Below are 14,319 nucleotides of genomic sequence, written 5' to 3'. Positions count from 1 at the left end.
CCCCCTTGACGTCGCCGGATGCCGGATCGACACTCCAGAGTGAGAATCCTAGTGAACAGGTAGGGAATGATGACGCGCCTCGACACGGTCACCGGCCTCGCGGGCCGCACGCCGTTGTGCGCCCCCCTGCTCACCTCCCGCCGGCACATCGACCTGCTGCGCGTCTGCAGCGCGATCAGCCTTCCCCGCTGAGCCGGGCGCCGCGCGCCCATCGGCCGACACCGCACTCCGCACGCCCACCACCAGGGGAGACGCATGTCCATCGCTCCGCTCGCCGCAGTCCCGTCCGTCCACCGCACCGCCCCCGTCTTCCGGGGCCGGATCGGCCGGGACGCGCGCAGTGGCCACTACGCCGTGCCGCACCGCTACCGGCTCCACCTGTCGACCGCCTGCCCCGACGGGCTGCGCCTCGCGGTCGCGCACAGCCTTCTCGGCCTGGGCGGGAGCTGTCCCGTCACGTTCCTGCCCGCCGTCCCGGACTGTCCCGGCGGAGGCCACTCCGCGCTGCGCCCGCTGTACGAGGCGAGCGCCCACCACTACACCGGCCCGGCCCTCGCGCCCGTGCTCAGCGACGACTGGTCCGGACGGATCGTCAGTACCCGGGCCGGCGACATCCTGCGCGACCTCGACCGCTTCCCGTACGAGGGCCGCACCGCCCTGTACCCGTGCGACCAGGAGTCCGTGATCGAGGCCGTCGAGCGGATGTGCGCCGAGGGGATCGAGGAGGCCGCGCAGCGCGCCGGGAAGGCCGGTGCCGACCCGGCCGAGCGGGCCGCCGCCCTCGATGTCCTCCTCGACACCCTGGGCCGGCTGGAGAACCGGCTGACCGGCGAGGACTACCTGGTCGACGACCGGCTCACCGCCGCCGATGTCGAACTGTGGGTGACACTGGTGCAGTTGGACACCGTCCACCGCTGCCACCTCGACGCCTCCGCCGTGCACCGCATCGCCGGCCACCGCGCCCTGTGGGCCTACGCCCGCCGCCTGGCCACGCATCCCGCGTTCGGCCGCCACCTGGACCTCGACGGCATCTCCCGCCGCCACCACGGCCGCTGCCAAGGCCTGGAGGCCGCCGGGGCCGCCGTCCAGATCCTGGACTGGGCGGGCCATGCCGCAGATGCCGGGGACGCCTCCCGCGGGTGAGAGCGAGCGGACGGCGTCCACTCCGACCCTGGCGTCGCGGGGGGGGTGCCTCTATGTCTTTCGTCAAGCGAGGCGTGGGGTTCTGGGTTCGTAGAAGGTGCCGTCGCGGAGCATGGCGAACAGCACGTTGATCCGCTGGCGGGCCAGACGGAGGAGGGCCTGGGTGTGGGTCTTCCCGCGGGCCCGGCATCGGTCGTAGTAGGTGCGGGAGGCGGGATCGTGCAGGGCGGCGAACGCGGACAGGAACATCGCCCGCTTGAGTTGCCGGTTGCCGCCTCTGGGCGCGTGTTCGCCGTGGATCGAGGTTCCCGATGACTTGGTGGTCGGGGCGAGGCCGGCGTAGGAGGCCAGGTGGGCGGCGGTGGGGAAGCTGGTGCCGTCGCCGACGGTGACCAGCAAGGTGGCGGCGGTCCTGACCGCGACCCCCGGAATCGAGGTCAGGACCGCGGAAAGAGGGTGAGCCTCCAGCAGCTGTCCGATCTGTGCTTCCAGGGCTCGTCGCTGTTCGTGGACGGCCGCGAGCGAACGGGCCAGTGACGGGATCACCAGGTCGAGGGTGCCGGTGCCCGGGACCACGACGGTCTGCTCGTCGAGTGCATCGAACACCTCGTCGATCAGCCGCTGGGCCATGCGCGGAGCCTTGGGCCGGATCACCTCAACCAGCTTGCGGCGTCCGGCTTTCCGCAGGGCGGCTGGGGATCCGTAGCGTTCCAGCAGCCAGGTCACGGCGGGGTGGTCCAGGCGCGGGCCCAGGACGCGCTCCAGGCTGGGGTGGAACTGGGTGAGCAGGCCGCGTATCCGGTTCGAGGTGCGAGTCGCCTCGGCCGCGAGATCCTGGTCGAAGCCCACCAGCACGGTCAGCTCGGCGGTGATCTCGTCGGTCAGTTCCAACGAGCGCAGGGTGTGCGGCATGGTCCGTGCGGCGTCCGCGATCACCGCGGCGTCCTTCGCGTCGGTCTTCGCCTCGCCCGGGTAGAGATCGGCGATCCGCCGCATGGACAAGCCGGGCAGGTAGGCGACCTTGCAGCCGGCGGCCCGGGCGACCGTGAGCGGGAGTGCTCCGATCGAGGCGGGCTGATCCACGATCACCAGCACAGTGCCGAACTTCGCGGCCAGCTTGTCGAAGACGGCCCGCAGCTTCGGCTCGCTGTTGGGCAGCTGCTTGTCGAAGACCTTCTTGCCGGCCGGGGTCAGCCCGTGCCCGTGATGGGCGCTCTTGCCGACGTCCAGGCCGAGGAAGACGCCCACGTCGTCGATGTCGTCCAACCCATCCTCCAGAGGGGGGTTCGTGCGGTGCTGGCCAGGGCGTTGGCGTCGTATGCGCGCATCCACGTTATGCAGACCTGCCGCCCGCAAGCGGCCGGGCGTTGCGCCGGGCCAGGCGGTAGTCGGACCTCTCATCAGCGTCTCCAACGGCGCCTCTCGGGCCCGGTGGCACCACCCCCCAGGTCATGCTTTCGACAGGGGGGACCAGCCATGCCGGGCCCGGAGGCCAGCGGTCCTCTTGCAGGACCGCGAAGAAGATAACGGGGGCCCCAGGACGGCCGCGAGCCGCGTCCAGGGCCGCGTACGGCCGTACGCGGGCTCCTCGTCGCCGACCGCGCCGTCGATCTCCTCCGCGTCGACAGCGCGCTGTGTGCCGTACCGGGCTCTGCCCGCTGCCAGGGCCGACGCCCCCTTCCAGCCCCCGCGTATCCGACGCACACCGCCCCGTGGTGTGCCGTTGCCCGCCGGCCTCCGGTTCCCCCGCGCGGCCGTCGCCGTCTCGTGCCGTAGTGCCGTCGCCGCCCGCGCTCGCGTGCCCCGGCCCGGGGTGACCGTCTCAAGCCGGAGCCCGCCATGAGTGATTCCCAAGGCGCCGTCGTCTCCCCCGCCGAAGGGCAGGCGCCACCGCCGACGCTCCGTCATAGCCTTTTCAAGCACAGCCGACTCGCGCCGCGGCACATACGAAAAGATCCGCGGCGCGGGAACAAGCGAAGGTGGCCGGTCGTTGTGCGTGTTGACGAGATTCACCAGGCGGGCGACCCGACCCGCCGCGCCCGACGGACGGAGGTGACGGCCATGACCCGCATACTCCCGCCGTGTGCCCCGCAGCCGTACCGCTCCGTCCGTCTGCACTCCCGGCCGCACATAGACCTCCAGCGCGTGTCCGCCGCGCTCTGTCGCCGCTGACCTTTTCCCCGGCCTGACCCGTCTGAAGGCCCGGGTCTCCTCCTGCCGCGCTCGCTCGCCCTCGCCGACGCCTGCCCGCGCGAGCCGGTGTTCTCGTACGGACATCAAGGAAGGCACCGACGTGTCCTCAACTTCCCCTTCCCACCTGCACCTTGCCGTCGCACTGGACGGCACCGGCTGGCACCCCGCGTCCTGGCGCGAGCCGGGCGCCCGCCCCCGGGACCTGTTCACCGCCGGTTACTGGGCCGACCTGGTCGCCGAGGCCGAGCGCGGCCTGATCGACTTCGTCACCCTCGAGGACGGCCTCGGCCCGCAGTCCTCGCACGTCCTCGACCCCGACGAGCGCACCGACCAGGTACGCGGCCGGCTCGACGCGGTCCTCATCGCCTCCCGCGTCGCCCCCCTCACCCGGCACATAGGCCTGGTGCCGACCGTGGTGGCCACGCACACCGAGCCGTTCCACATCTCCAAGGCGATCGCCACCCTCGACTACGTCAGCACCGGCCGCGCGGGCCTGCGCGTGCAGATCAGCGCCCGGCCGCACGAGGCCGCCCACTTCGGCCGCCGTACCCTCGACCGGATCGAGGCCTACGACAGCCCGGCCGCCCAGGACCTGATCACCGAACTGCTCGACGAGGCCGCCGATTATGTGGACGTGGTGCGCCGGCTCTGGGACAGCTGGGAGGACGACGCCGAGATCCGGGACGCGGCGACGGGGCGCTTCATCGACCGGGACAAGCTGCACTACATCGACTTCGAGGGCCGCCACTTCAGCGTCAAGGGCCCCTCGATCACGCCGCGCCCGCCCCAGGGCCAGCCGCCGGTCACCGCCCTGGCCCACCAGACGGTCCCGTACCGGCTGATCGCCCGCCAGGCCGACATCGGCTACGTCACCCCGCACGACGTGGACCAGGCCCGCGCGATCGTCGCCGAGATCCGCGCCGAGCAGCACACGGCGGGCCGCGCCGGTGAGCCCCTGCATGTCTTCGGCGACCTCGTCGTCTTCCTCGACGACAGCCGGGCCGAGGCAGAGGCCCGGCGGGAGAGGCTGGACACGCTCGCGGGAGAGCCGTACACCGGTGACGCCCGGATCTTCACCGGCACTGCCGCCGAACTCGCCGATGTCCTGGAGGAGTTGGCGGGCGGAGGGCTGACCGGGTTCCGGCTGCGGCCCGCCGTCGCCGGCCATGACCTGCCGCGCATCAGCCGCGACCTGGTGCCCGAACTCCAGCGCCGGGGCCGCTTTCGCGACGCCTACGAGGCCGGCACCCTGCGCGGCCTGCTCGGCCTGGCCCGCCCCGCCAACCGCTATGCCGCAGCCTGACGCCGGAGAGGACGACCGCACCCCATGAGCAAGCCGCTGAAGCAGATCCACCTGGCCGCCCACTTCCCCGGCGTCAACAACACCACGGTGTGGAGCGACCCGGCCGCCGGCAGCCACATCGAGTTCGACTCCTTCGTGCACTTCGCGCAGACCGCCGAACGCGCCAAGTTCGACTTCCTGTTCCTCGCCGAGGGGCTCAGGCTGCGCGAACAGGGCGGCAAGATCTACGACCTGGACGTCGTCGGCCGCCCCGACACCTTCACGGTGCTGGCCGCACTGGCCGCCGTCACCGACCGGCTCGGCCTGACCGGCACCATCAACTCCACGTTCAACGAGCCGTACGAGGTGGCCCGCCAGTTCGCGAGCCTCGACCATCTCTCCGGTGGGCGCTCCGCGTGGAACGTGGTCACCTCCTGGGACGCCTTCACCGGCGAGAACTTCCGCCGCGGGGGCTTCCTTCCGCAGCAGGAGCGCTACTCGCGCGCCAAGGAGTTCCTCGCCACCGCGAACGAACTGTTCGACTCCTGGCGTGGTGACGAGATCCTCGCCGACCAGGCCGCCGGCATCTTCCTCAAGGACGCCAAGGCTGGGGCCTTCGTCCACCGCGGGCAGCACTTCGACATCCACGGCCGGTTCAACGTCCCGCGCTCCCCGCAGGGCCGTCCCGTCGTCTTCCAGGCGGGCGACTCCGACGAGGGCCGCGAGTTCGCCGCCTCCAGTGCGGACGCGATCTTCAGCAGATACGCCACGCTGAAGGAGGGCCAGGACTTCTACACGGACGTCAAGTCCCGCCTCGCCCGGTACGGGCGCCGGCCGGAGCAGCTGCTCATCCTGCCCGCCGCGACCTTCGTCCTCGGCGACACCGACCAGGAGGCCGCCGAACTCGCCCGTGAGGTGCGCAGGCAGCAGGTGAGCGGCGCGACCGCCATCAAACACCTGGAGTTCGTCTGGAACCGGGACCTGTCCGGGTACGACCCGGAGGGCCCGCTGCCCGACATCGACCCCTTGGTGAGCGAGGAGCACATCTCGCGGGGCCGGGCCCAGGTGCGGATGTACCGGGACCCGATCGCCATCGCCCGCGAGTGGCGGCAGCTCGCCGAGGCCAACAAGTGGTCCATCCGCGACCTGGTCATCAACACCGGCAACCGCCAGAGCTTCGTCGGCTCCCCGGCCACGGTCGCCCGGACCATCGACGACTTCGTGCAGGCGGACGCCTCCGACGGCTTCATCCTCGTCCCGCACATCACCCCCGGCGGTCTCGACTCCTTCGCCGACGAGGTCGTCCCCCTGCTCCAGGAACAGGGCGTGTTCCGCACCGAGTACGAGGGCACGACCCTGCGCGACCACCTCGGCCTCGCCCACCCGGACGCGGGCTGGGCCACACCCGGGTGACCTCGCCCATGGACGCACCGGTGGGGCCGCGGTCGTCACCTCCCCCGTGGGTGACGACCGCGACCGCTTCCCCCGGCGCCGGAGTGTGGTCGGTGGTGCCCGTGTGCCGTCACCAGCACATGACCGCTGTCTCTCCGGAGCCCCAGGTGGAGTACAGGCGGACGCGGACGACATAGCGCCGGCCCTTGACGAACCGGACGCGGACGACGGCGTTGTCCTGGGTGCCGCCGTCGTCGTGGCCCGCGAGGAAGCGCGGCACCCCGTCGCGCTCCTCGAAGACCACCAGCACCGTGTCGGCGTCGCCGAAGGTGCCCACGGCGTAGTCGCGGGTCTCCGGCGGCTCGACGGCGAAGTCGGCCTGCTCGCCCGGCCCCAGACCGAGCGGCGCCGACCGGAACGGCACCAGCGCGGCCGGCCCCGTGGGGTCCACGGGCGGATACCAGCGCAGCACGAACTCCTTGTCGGCCGGGGACGGACCGCCCGACGGAGACAGCCCCCCGCGGTACTGCTCCGGCTCCAGGACCAGCCCCGGCCCGAACGGGAACGTCATCACCGACTGCGGATCCCACGCCGAGCCGCTCGCCTCACCGGCGTCCAGCTCGCGCAGGACGTTCGTGTACGTCGTCTCCCGGGTCCAGAAGTTCGGCGGTCCGGCCAGCTCGGCGTACACGGCCTCGTCGTCCCAGTGGAGCCCGGCGTACGGGCTCTGGTGCTCGTGCACCATGCCCAGCGCGTGCCCGATCTCGTGCAGCACCGTGCCGCGCTCCCCGGGCCCGGTCACGTCCCAGCCCAGGTTCATGGTGCGCTCGCTGCGGCCCACCGACAGCGCCTCGCGGCCCACCGCCGACCAGGAACCGCCGCCGGACTGGAACCCGATCCGCAGCTCCGCCTCGCGCGGGTCGCCGACCTCGGCGAAGGTGACGCCGATGCCGAGCCCCTGCCACTCGCGGAAGGCGTCGCGGACCACGTCCCGCTGCTCCTCGCCGCCGGCCCACGGCACCCGGCGCAGCTCACCGGTCCGGGGAGCCGGGATCAGCGAGGCGGCGGAGTCGTCGGCGAAGAAGGAGTAGTGCAACACCGTGCCGTTGACCCACATCCGCCGCCCGGCGAGCAGCGCGCCCAGCCGCTCGGCCGTCAGCCCCGGTGCGAAGCACGGGGCCGGCTGCCGCGGCAGCGAGCAGAGACGTCGGGTCATGCCGCCAGCCTGCCTGCCCGCCGGCGCCGCACGCCTGAGTCGAGGGCTACTCAAGTCGCCCTGTATCAAAACTGAGTACCCGCCCTCTGGACGATGTGAGGACTTACGAACAGGACGCGAAGACGCCGGCACTGCCCTGGCCGTTCACCGGCCGGGACGACGAACTGGAGCTGGTGCGCGGCTCGTGGGCGGCCGGCCGGCACGGCATCGTGGTGACCGGACCGGCCGGGCACGGCAAGACCAGGCTGATCACGGAGGCGGTCCGGGGCACCGAGCACGCCCGCGTGACCGGCACGCCCGAGGCCCGGGCCCTGCCCTTCGCCGCCTTCGCCCACCTGCTGCCCGACACCGTCTCGCTGCACCGCGCGGTGCGGATCCTGTCCGGGGTACGGCTCCTCGTCGTGGACGACGCCCAGCTACTCGACGAGGCATCCGCCGCCCTCGTCCACCAGCTCGCCGTGCACGGCCGCACCCGGCTCGTCGTGGCCGCCTCTGACGGCGTACCCGTGCCCGGCGCGGTGTCCCGGCTGTGGACCGGGGAGCTGCTGCCCCGGCTCGCCCTCGAACCCCTGTCCTGCGAGGACATCACCCAGCTCGTCGCCGCGGCCGGTCTCGAACCGCTCACGGTGCGCCGCCTGCACCGGATCTGCCGGGGCGATCTGCGGCTGCTGCGGGACGTGCTCGCCGCGCTCGGCACGGCCGGGCGGCTGATGCCCGTTCCCGGTACGGATGAGCGGGCCTGGCGCGGGGCGCTGCCGGTCACCGCGGCCGTACGGGAGCGACTCGCGCCGGTGCTCGAACGCCCCCGCCCGGGCGAACGGGACATGCTGGAGCGTCTGGCCTTCGCCGAGCCGCTGCCCCTGCCGCTGGACGACCTCGATCTGGACGTCCTGGAGTGTCTGGAGGCGGACGGTCTGATCCACGTCGACGACCAGGGTGGCGCCGTCACCCTCGCCCACCCCCTGCACGGGGCGGCCCTGCGGGCCACGGCCGGCCGGCTCCGGACCCGACGGCTGGTCGGTGCGCCACGGGACCACGGACCGGCCCTCGAGGCCGAACGACGGGTCCTGCTACGGGCGATAGAACAGCTTGACGTGCGGCCGGTGCCCACCCCGGTGGGGGAGTGGCTGGTGGCGGAAGGCGCGGTGCTCCCGGCCGGGTACGCCGCCGTGCGCGCCCGGTTCGCGCGGCTGCGGGGGGAGGTTCGGGATGCCGCCGCCTGGGCCCGTGAGGGGTTGCGGGAGGCGCCGGGCGATGCGGGTTGCCGCGCTGAACTCCGCCTGGCCGACGGTGAGTTGTGCCGCAGCGGGGACGATGGCGTGTACGCCCGGTACGACGCCGTACGCCTCGGTGATCCCGAACGGGTTGCCGGGCGGCTGCCCGCGGGCAGTGTGTTCGCGCGGCACGCCGACGCGCTGGCGCGGGGGGACGGGGACGGTCTGGACCGGGCCGCCGAGGATCTGGAGGAGCGCGGCTTCCTGCTGTTCGCGGCCGAGGCCCGGGCGCAGGCCGGGCGGGTGCACCGGGATCCGGGTGCCGCGCGGATGTCCCGTACCCGTGCGGTAGCGCTCGTGCGGCGCTGCCAGGGTGCGCGGACGCCGGCGTTGGCCGGGCTGGTCCTCGGTGAACTCACCGCCCGGCAGCGGCAGATCGTCACGCTCGCGGCGGCGGGGCTCAGCAACCGGGAGATCGCCGAGCGGCTGACCCTGTCCGTGCGGACCGTGGGCAATCATCTGTACAGCGCGTACAGCCGCCTCGGTACCGGTGACCGGGGAGCGCTGCCCTCGCTGTGCGAATCGGCGTAGAGGCGTTCCTACGCCGCCCCGAAGGCCGCGAACGCCCAGCCCGTCGCCTGGTGGACCGCGTCGCCCGGCAGGGTCGTGCGGGCGTCGCGCAGGGCTTCGGCCAGGGAGAGGCCGGTGTCCAGGCCCTTGTGGAGGGCGAGCATCAGCGGCACCACCGCCGCGTCGTTGACCGGTGCGCTGCTCGCCACCACCCCGGCCGTGCCCAGCGGCAGCAACGCGGTGACCAGGCCGAGGAGTTCGTCGGCACCCACGGAGGCCAGGCGGGCGGTGTCGCAGCTGGAGAGGATGATCCGGTACGGGCTGCGGTCGAGCCGCTCGAAGTCGTGCACGATCAGCGGGCCGTCGGCCATGCGCAGGGCCGAGAAGAGGGGGCTGTCGGCACGGAAGGTGCCATGGGCGGCGAGGTGGGCCAGGGCCGCGCCGTCGAGGTGCTCCAGCACACGCGGCACCTGGGCGTCGTCGCCCTCCAGGACCGTCGCCGTGCCGTAGCGGCCGGCCAGTTCCGGCACCTCCGCGCCGCCGGTCGCGAGTCCGGGACCGCGCACCAGGACGTGCCGGCCGCCCGGCGGCGGCTCGGTCCCCCGGGCACGCAGCCAGCTGCCCGCCGACGGCGACACACTGAGCACCCGGTCCCGCAGCGCGGGCAGCAGCGCCCAGGGCACCCGGTGCAGCGCCCCCGGCGGCACGATCACCACGGGACCGGAGCCGAGCTGGGCCGCCGCCCCGCCCAGCAGCAGTTCCTGCAGGCGCAGTCCGGCCGCCTCCACCAGGGGCAGCCGGGCTTCGGCGCCCGGATGGGCGAGCCGGCGCAGTCCGGCCTGGACGTGTTCGGCCTCCGCCACCGCTTCCGCCAGCGGGCCCCCGGTGAACCGCCGTACCCGGCCCTGTCCGCACAGCAGGACGTGCACCCGCCCGTCGACCACGGCGAGTTCGACCAGACGCGCCTCGCCGAGCCGGTCCAGCAGCCGGGCCACGTCGAAGCGGTCGCCCCCGTGCGGGGCGGCGCCGCGTATGTGATGGGTGCGGGAGCGGATCTCCCGTTCCAGGCGCCGCTGTTCGCGTTCCAGCGCGGGCACCGGACGGCCCTCCATCCGGGCCTCCTCGGCGCGGGCCGCGATCTCCCGGTAGGCGGTCAGACCGCTCAGCAGCGCCGGATCGGCGGGCGGCCGGGTGGGCGGCGCGGACAGCACGGTCGCCCGCCAGCGCTCGCTCCACTCCAGCAGCCGGCGCGGCGTGCCGTGGGCGAGGCTCACCTCCTGGGCGAGCGCGGCCAGTTCGGCGCCCTGCGCGGTGGCGTGGGCCCGCAGCTCCGAGGCGCCGAGCGTCATCCGGTGGTCGTCCAGCACGTCCAGGCCGCGCCGGCAGGCCTCCAGCACGCCCCGCCGGGACCCGGCCGCGCGCGCCCGGAGCGCCTGTGCCGCCCAGCCCGTCACCCGGGCCGGCGGCGGCCCGCCGTACCGGCTGCGCGCGGCCACTGCCAGATGCCGTTCCGCGTCGGCCGTCCAGCCCAGCGCGAGCGCGATCCGGCCCGCGAGCAGCGAGGCCTCCGGCGCGGCGGGCGAGCCGAAGGAGGCCAGCTTCTCGGCGACCGCGGCCGCGTCGGCGACCAGCCGCCCCGAACGGCGCCCGGCCGCCACCCGCGCCTCGATCAGCACCAGCCGGGCGTGCTGCTCCCACCACATCCGCCGCTGCGCCGCGAACAGCCGTACGGCGACGGCGGCGCGGGCCACGGCGGTGTGCGGGTCCCCGGCCGAGCGGGCGGCCCGCGCGGCGGCCAGCAGCAGCTCGGCCTTGCGGGTCGACTGCCCGCCGATCCGGTCCAGCAGCGCGATCGTCGCATCCGCCTCGGCGAGCGCCTCCGGGGCGAGACCGGCCGCCATCAGCACCTCGCAGCGCCGGATGGACAGCATGTAGGTGGGCGTGCCGAGTTTCGCGTACCGCTCCTCGGCCTCGTCCAGCAGCCGCAGCGCCGCCGGGATGTCCCCGGAGCGGAACGCGGCGAGGCCCCGGCTCTCCACCGCGTCGGCCTTGTCGTGCTCCTGGCCGGTGGTGCCCCACAGCCGCTCCGCCGCCGTGAAGTCGGCGACCGCCCGGTCCACCGCGCCGAGCGCCAGATGCACGGTGGCCCGCAGGGTCAGCGCCCGCGCGGTCCAGATGTCGTCGCCGAGCTGCCGCAGCACGGGCAGCGCCCGCCGTACGTCCTCCAGGGCCTCCCGGTGATGCCCCAGCACCCACCACACATACGCCCGCCGGTACAGCACCCGGGCCCGGGTGTGCGCGCTGCCCCGGGCGACCCCGCGCTCGAAGGAGGTGAGTCCCTGCCGCGTGCGCCCCGCGTGCACCAGTGCGACCCCGAGGGTCGCGAGCACATCCGCCTCGCGGTCGGCCGACTCGGCGCGCTCGGCCAGGGCCCGGGCCCGGCGCAGATGCCGAAGCGCGATCCGCAGATCCCCGAAGTCCCGCTGCCAGATGCCGAGCACCTGGTGGGCGACGCTGGCGTGCAGGGGCGGCGGACCGGCGTCGAGCACCTGTTCCGCACGTGCCCGGGCCGCGCCCGGGTCGGCGAACACCAAGGGCAGCAGCTCGAGAACCGACTCGCTTCCCGCTGTCACGTGTCGCATGGTAGTGGCCTGCTGTATCAGACGGTGGTCCCGCGGCTCTGACTGTCGAACACCGTCTTCAGGGGGAGGACAGGACATGGCACCACAGCGATTCCACGAGCAGTTCGAGCACATCCAGCGCTCCATGCCGGACGTACCTCTGGCCATGGGGCCGGAGGAGGACGCCCACTTCCTGTACGAGAGGGGGGTCGTCCTGGCCCGGGACGGCGAGGAGGCCCGCGCCGTCGAGGACGCTGTGCGCGCCCACTTCACCGCGACCGAAGGCCTCGTACCCGACCATGTCCGCCGGGACGGCCCGGACACCAACCGCACGGGTGTCACCCGCATCCGTACCGGCGCCCCGGGCGCCGGCGACGACACCGTCCCGCACGCGCTGCGCGCCCTGCGCCAGGCCGAGGACCGCCGGGGCCGCCGGCTGGTGAGCCGTAACCACGTCGTGCACATCGCGGTCAACGCCTGCCCCGGCGACGAGCCGGTACCCGTCGCACGCACCCAGCCCGCCAACCCGGCGGCGGCGCAGGGCGGTTACGACGCGGACAGCGCCGTGGGCGTCCTCGTGATCGACACCGGTCTCGTGCACGACCACCGCTCCTATCCGCCGCTCGCCCACACCACCGGCGACGCCCAGCAGGCCGAGACCGACGCCGACGGCGTGCTGCGCCAGTACGTCGGCCACGGCACGTTCATCGCCGGCATCCTCGCCGCCGTCGCGCCCGACACCGCCATCACCGTCCGCGGCACCCTGAACGACGCCGGGGCGATCCTGGAGTCCGAGTTCGGCGCCCGGCTCTTCGAAGCGGTCGACCAGGGCGGCTGGCCCGACATCATCAGCCTCTCCGCGGGCACGCCCACCGAGAGCGGCGACGGCCTGATCGGCCTGGACGCGTTCATGCGCGAACTGCGTGAGCAGCGCACCCTGCTGGTGGCCGCCGCCGGCAACAACGCCAGTGACACGCCGTTCTGGCCCGCCGCCTACGCCGCCCTGCCCGAGTACGCGGACAGCGTGCTGTCGGTCGGCGCGCTGCGCGCGGACGGCGAGAGCGAGGCCTGTTTCAGCAACCACGGCCCCTGGGTGCGGGTCTACGCCCCGGGCGAGCGCCTCACCAGCGCCCTCACCGGCTTCGACACGCCCATGCCGTACGTGTACCAGCACTCCACCTACGACGCCTGCCGGTTCGGCTTCGACTACCCCTGCACCTGCCAGTTCCCGCGCCACACCGGCGCGTTGAGCGAGGGCCGGGAGAGCACGGGGGCCAAGCCGGACCAGGTGATGTTCGACGGCCTCGCGCAGTGGAGCGGCACCTCCTTCGCCACCCCGGTCGTCGCGGGGCTCGTCGCGGCGCACATGACGGCGCAGGGGGAGCGCGATCCACGCGTGGCGCGCGCCCGGCTGCTGGCCGCGACCGCGGACTCCGCCGAGGTGCGCGGGGCGCGTGTTCCGGCGTTCCGGCCGCCCACCTGGCGGCCGGTCCCGGTCATCGCCCCGGCTGTGCCCGCATGAGGTCCGGAACCCTCCACTCCACGGCGTACGATGACGTGCCGTACACGAGGGGTGGATCCGTGGACCGAACAGAGGTCGGCGCGCTCGTCCAGTCCGCCGTCGACGGGGACGCCGCGGCCTGGAAAGCACTGGTGGAAGGGATGAGTCCGCTGGTGTGGTCGGTTGTGCGCGCACACCGGCTCTCCGAGGCCGACGGACACGAGGTCTACCAGACCGTGTGGTTCCGCTTCGCCCAGCACCTGGGGCGCATCCGCGAACCCGACAAGGCCGCGTCGTGGCTGGCGAGTACGGCCCGCCACGAGTGCCTGAAGGTGCTCAAGGCCCTGACCCGGCTGACCCTGACCGACGACCCGCGGGTGCTGGACCGGGCGAGCGAGGAGCGGACTCCGGAGGAGTCGCTGATCGCTTCGGAGGAGGCGGCGGACCGGGCCGAGCGGGTGCGCCGCCTGTGGCAGGAGCTGGACGGACTGGGGGAGCGCTGCCGGCAGTTGCTGCGCGTGCTGGTGTCCTCCCCGCCGCCCAGCTACGGGGAGATCTCGGCCGCGCTCGGTATCGCGGTCGGCAGCATAGGACCGCTGCGCCAGCGCTGTCTGCGCCGGCTGCGGGCCCGGATGGACGCACGGGGTGCGGCGTGAACGACGACGACAACCAGAGCCCGCGACAGGGCACCGGCGACGACGAGTTGGCCGACGCCCTGCTGGAGGAGGAGCTGCGCCAGGCGGCCGCGGTCCTCGACCCGGTACCGGAGGCGCTGCGCCAACTGGCCCTGGACGCCTATGCCCTGCACGACCTGGACGCGAGGATCGCCGAGCTGACCTTCGACTCGCTGGTGGACGCGCTGCCGGTCAGGGGCGTCACCGACGCACCGCGGATGCTGACGTTCCGCGCGGGCGAGGTCACCGTCGATGTCGAGGTCACCGACGACGGGCTGATCGGCCAGGTGCTGCCGCCACGGTCGGCGCGTATCGACGTGCTCGGTGGCCCGCAGGCCGCCCGGCCCGTTGCGGTGGACACTCTTGGTCGTTTCAGCAGTGATACGCCGCCGGCGGGTCCGTTTGCGTTGAGGTTGCGGACGGGTGCGGGGGTGATCGTCACGGAGTGGCTGCGGGCCTGAATGCGGGTTGAGGCCAGCGGGGTCGGGCTGATCGGCGTCGAGATCGGCGGGG

The 14,319-nt window shown here is 73.6% G+C and carries 12 protein-coding genes; 9 read left to right on the top strand and 3 right to left on the bottom strand.

Features of this window, described 5'->3' with window-relative positions; genetic code table 11:
- Positions 1 to 69: 69 nt before the first annotated feature.
- On the top strand, positions 70 to 192 hold the full coding sequence (locus BFF78_RS49295) for a putative leader peptide (protein ID WP_257786863.1): 123 nt from the start codon (positions 70 to 72) through the stop codon (positions 190 to 192).
- Positions 193 to 255: 63 nt separating this feature from the next.
- The gene (locus BFF78_RS05895) at positions 256 to 1,143 is read left to right on the top strand and encodes a glutathione S-transferase C-terminal domain-containing protein (protein ID WP_069777294.1); all 888 of its coding nucleotides are present in this window, start codon (positions 256 to 258) and stop codon (positions 1,141 to 1,143) included.
- Between the two features lie 63 nt (positions 1,144 to 1,206).
- Here the strand turns inward: BFF78_RS05895 and BFF78_RS05890 are convergent, their stop codons facing one another.
- On the bottom strand, positions 1,207 to 2,409 hold the full coding sequence (locus BFF78_RS05890; protein WP_069777293.1) for an IS110 family RNA-guided transposase: 1,203 nt from the start codon (positions 2,407 to 2,409) through the stop codon (positions 1,207 to 1,209).
- Between the two features lie 795 nt (positions 2,410 to 3,204).
- On the opposite strand from BFF78_RS05890, the gene BFF78_RS49660 reads away from it, so the two are divergent.
- The 3 genes from BFF78_RS49660 to BFF78_RS05880 all read left to right on the top strand — a co-directional run bounded on the left by BFF78_RS49660 (position 3,205) and on the right by BFF78_RS05880 (position 6,031).
- Positions 3,205 to 3,315, top strand: a complete 111-nt coding sequence (locus BFF78_RS49660; RefSeq protein WP_335755307.1) for a putative leader peptide — start codon at positions 3,205 to 3,207, stop codon at positions 3,313 to 3,315.
- Between the two features lie 121 nt (positions 3,316 to 3,436).
- On the top strand, positions 3,437 to 4,639 hold the full coding sequence (locus BFF78_RS05885; protein ID WP_069777292.1) for an LLM class flavin-dependent oxidoreductase: 1,203 nt from the start codon (positions 3,437 to 3,439) through the stop codon (positions 4,637 to 4,639).
- A gap of 24 nt (positions 4,640 to 4,663) precedes the next feature.
- Positions 4,664 to 6,031 (top strand): NtaA/DmoA family FMN-dependent monooxygenase, encoded by a 1,368-nt coding sequence (locus BFF78_RS05880; protein WP_069777291.1) that lies wholly within the window; start codon positions 4,664 to 4,666, stop codon positions 6,029 to 6,031.
- A 109-nt stretch (positions 6,032 to 6,140) separates the two neighbouring features.
- On the opposite strand, the gene absR1 is transcribed toward BFF78_RS05880, so the two are convergent.
- Positions 6,141 to 7,226 carry a beta-glucuronidase AbsR1 gene (absR1, locus tag BFF78_RS05875; protein ID WP_069777290.1) on the bottom strand — a complete coding sequence of 362 codons (1,086 nt, stop codon included), beginning with the start codon at positions 7,224 to 7,226 and terminating at the stop codon, positions 6,141 to 6,143.
- Between the two features lie 95 nt (positions 7,227 to 7,321).
- On the opposite strand from absR1, the gene BFF78_RS05870 reads away from it, so the two are divergent.
- On the top strand, positions 7,322 to 9,031 hold the full coding sequence (locus tag BFF78_RS05870) for a LuxR family transcriptional regulator AbsR2 (protein WP_069777289.1): 1,710 nt from the start codon (positions 7,322 to 7,324) through the stop codon (positions 9,029 to 9,031).
- 8 nt (positions 9,032 to 9,039) lie between these two features.
- On the opposite strand, the gene BFF78_RS05865 is transcribed toward BFF78_RS05870, so the two are convergent.
- Positions 9,040 to 11,652, bottom strand: coding sequence for a CHAT domain-containing protein (locus tag BFF78_RS05865; protein ID WP_099054824.1), 2,613 nt, complete (start codon positions 11,650 to 11,652; stop codon positions 9,040 to 9,042).
- Positions 11,653 to 11,728: 76 nt separating this feature from the next.
- On the opposite strand from BFF78_RS05865, the gene BFF78_RS05860 reads away from it, so the two are divergent.
- Genes BFF78_RS05860 through BFF78_RS05850 form a run of 3 tightly spaced genes read left to right on the top strand, consistent with a single transcriptional unit; the run spans position 11,729 to position 14,267 of the window.
- On the top strand, positions 11,729 to 13,153 hold the full coding sequence (locus BFF78_RS05860; RefSeq protein WP_069777288.1) for a S8 family peptidase: 1,425 nt from the start codon (positions 11,729 to 11,731) through the stop codon (positions 13,151 to 13,153).
- Positions 13,150 to 13,788: an RNA polymerase sigma factor gene (locus BFF78_RS05855; protein ID WP_193433418.1), complete on the top strand. Its 639-nt coding sequence runs from the start codon at positions 13,150 to 13,152 to the stop codon at positions 13,786 to 13,788. The genes BFF78_RS05860 and BFF78_RS05855 overlap by 4 nt, the downstream gene beginning before the upstream one ends.
- Complete coding sequence (locus tag BFF78_RS05850) at positions 13,785 to 14,267, top strand: hypothetical protein (RefSeq protein WP_069777286.1); 483 nt, start codon at positions 13,785 to 13,787, stop codon at positions 14,265 to 14,267. The genes BFF78_RS05855 and BFF78_RS05850 overlap by 4 nt, the downstream gene beginning before the upstream one ends.
- Positions 14,268 to 14,319 lie beyond the last annotated feature (52 nt).

It is taken from the genome of Streptomyces fodineus, from assembly GCF_001735805.1.
In the GTDB taxonomy this organism is placed as follows: Bacteria; Actinomycetota; Actinomycetes; order Streptomycetales; family Streptomycetaceae; genus Streptomyces; species Streptomyces fodineus.
Note: the sequence above shows the minus strand (reverse complement) of the source record. Positions and strands in the feature narration are given on the sequence as shown.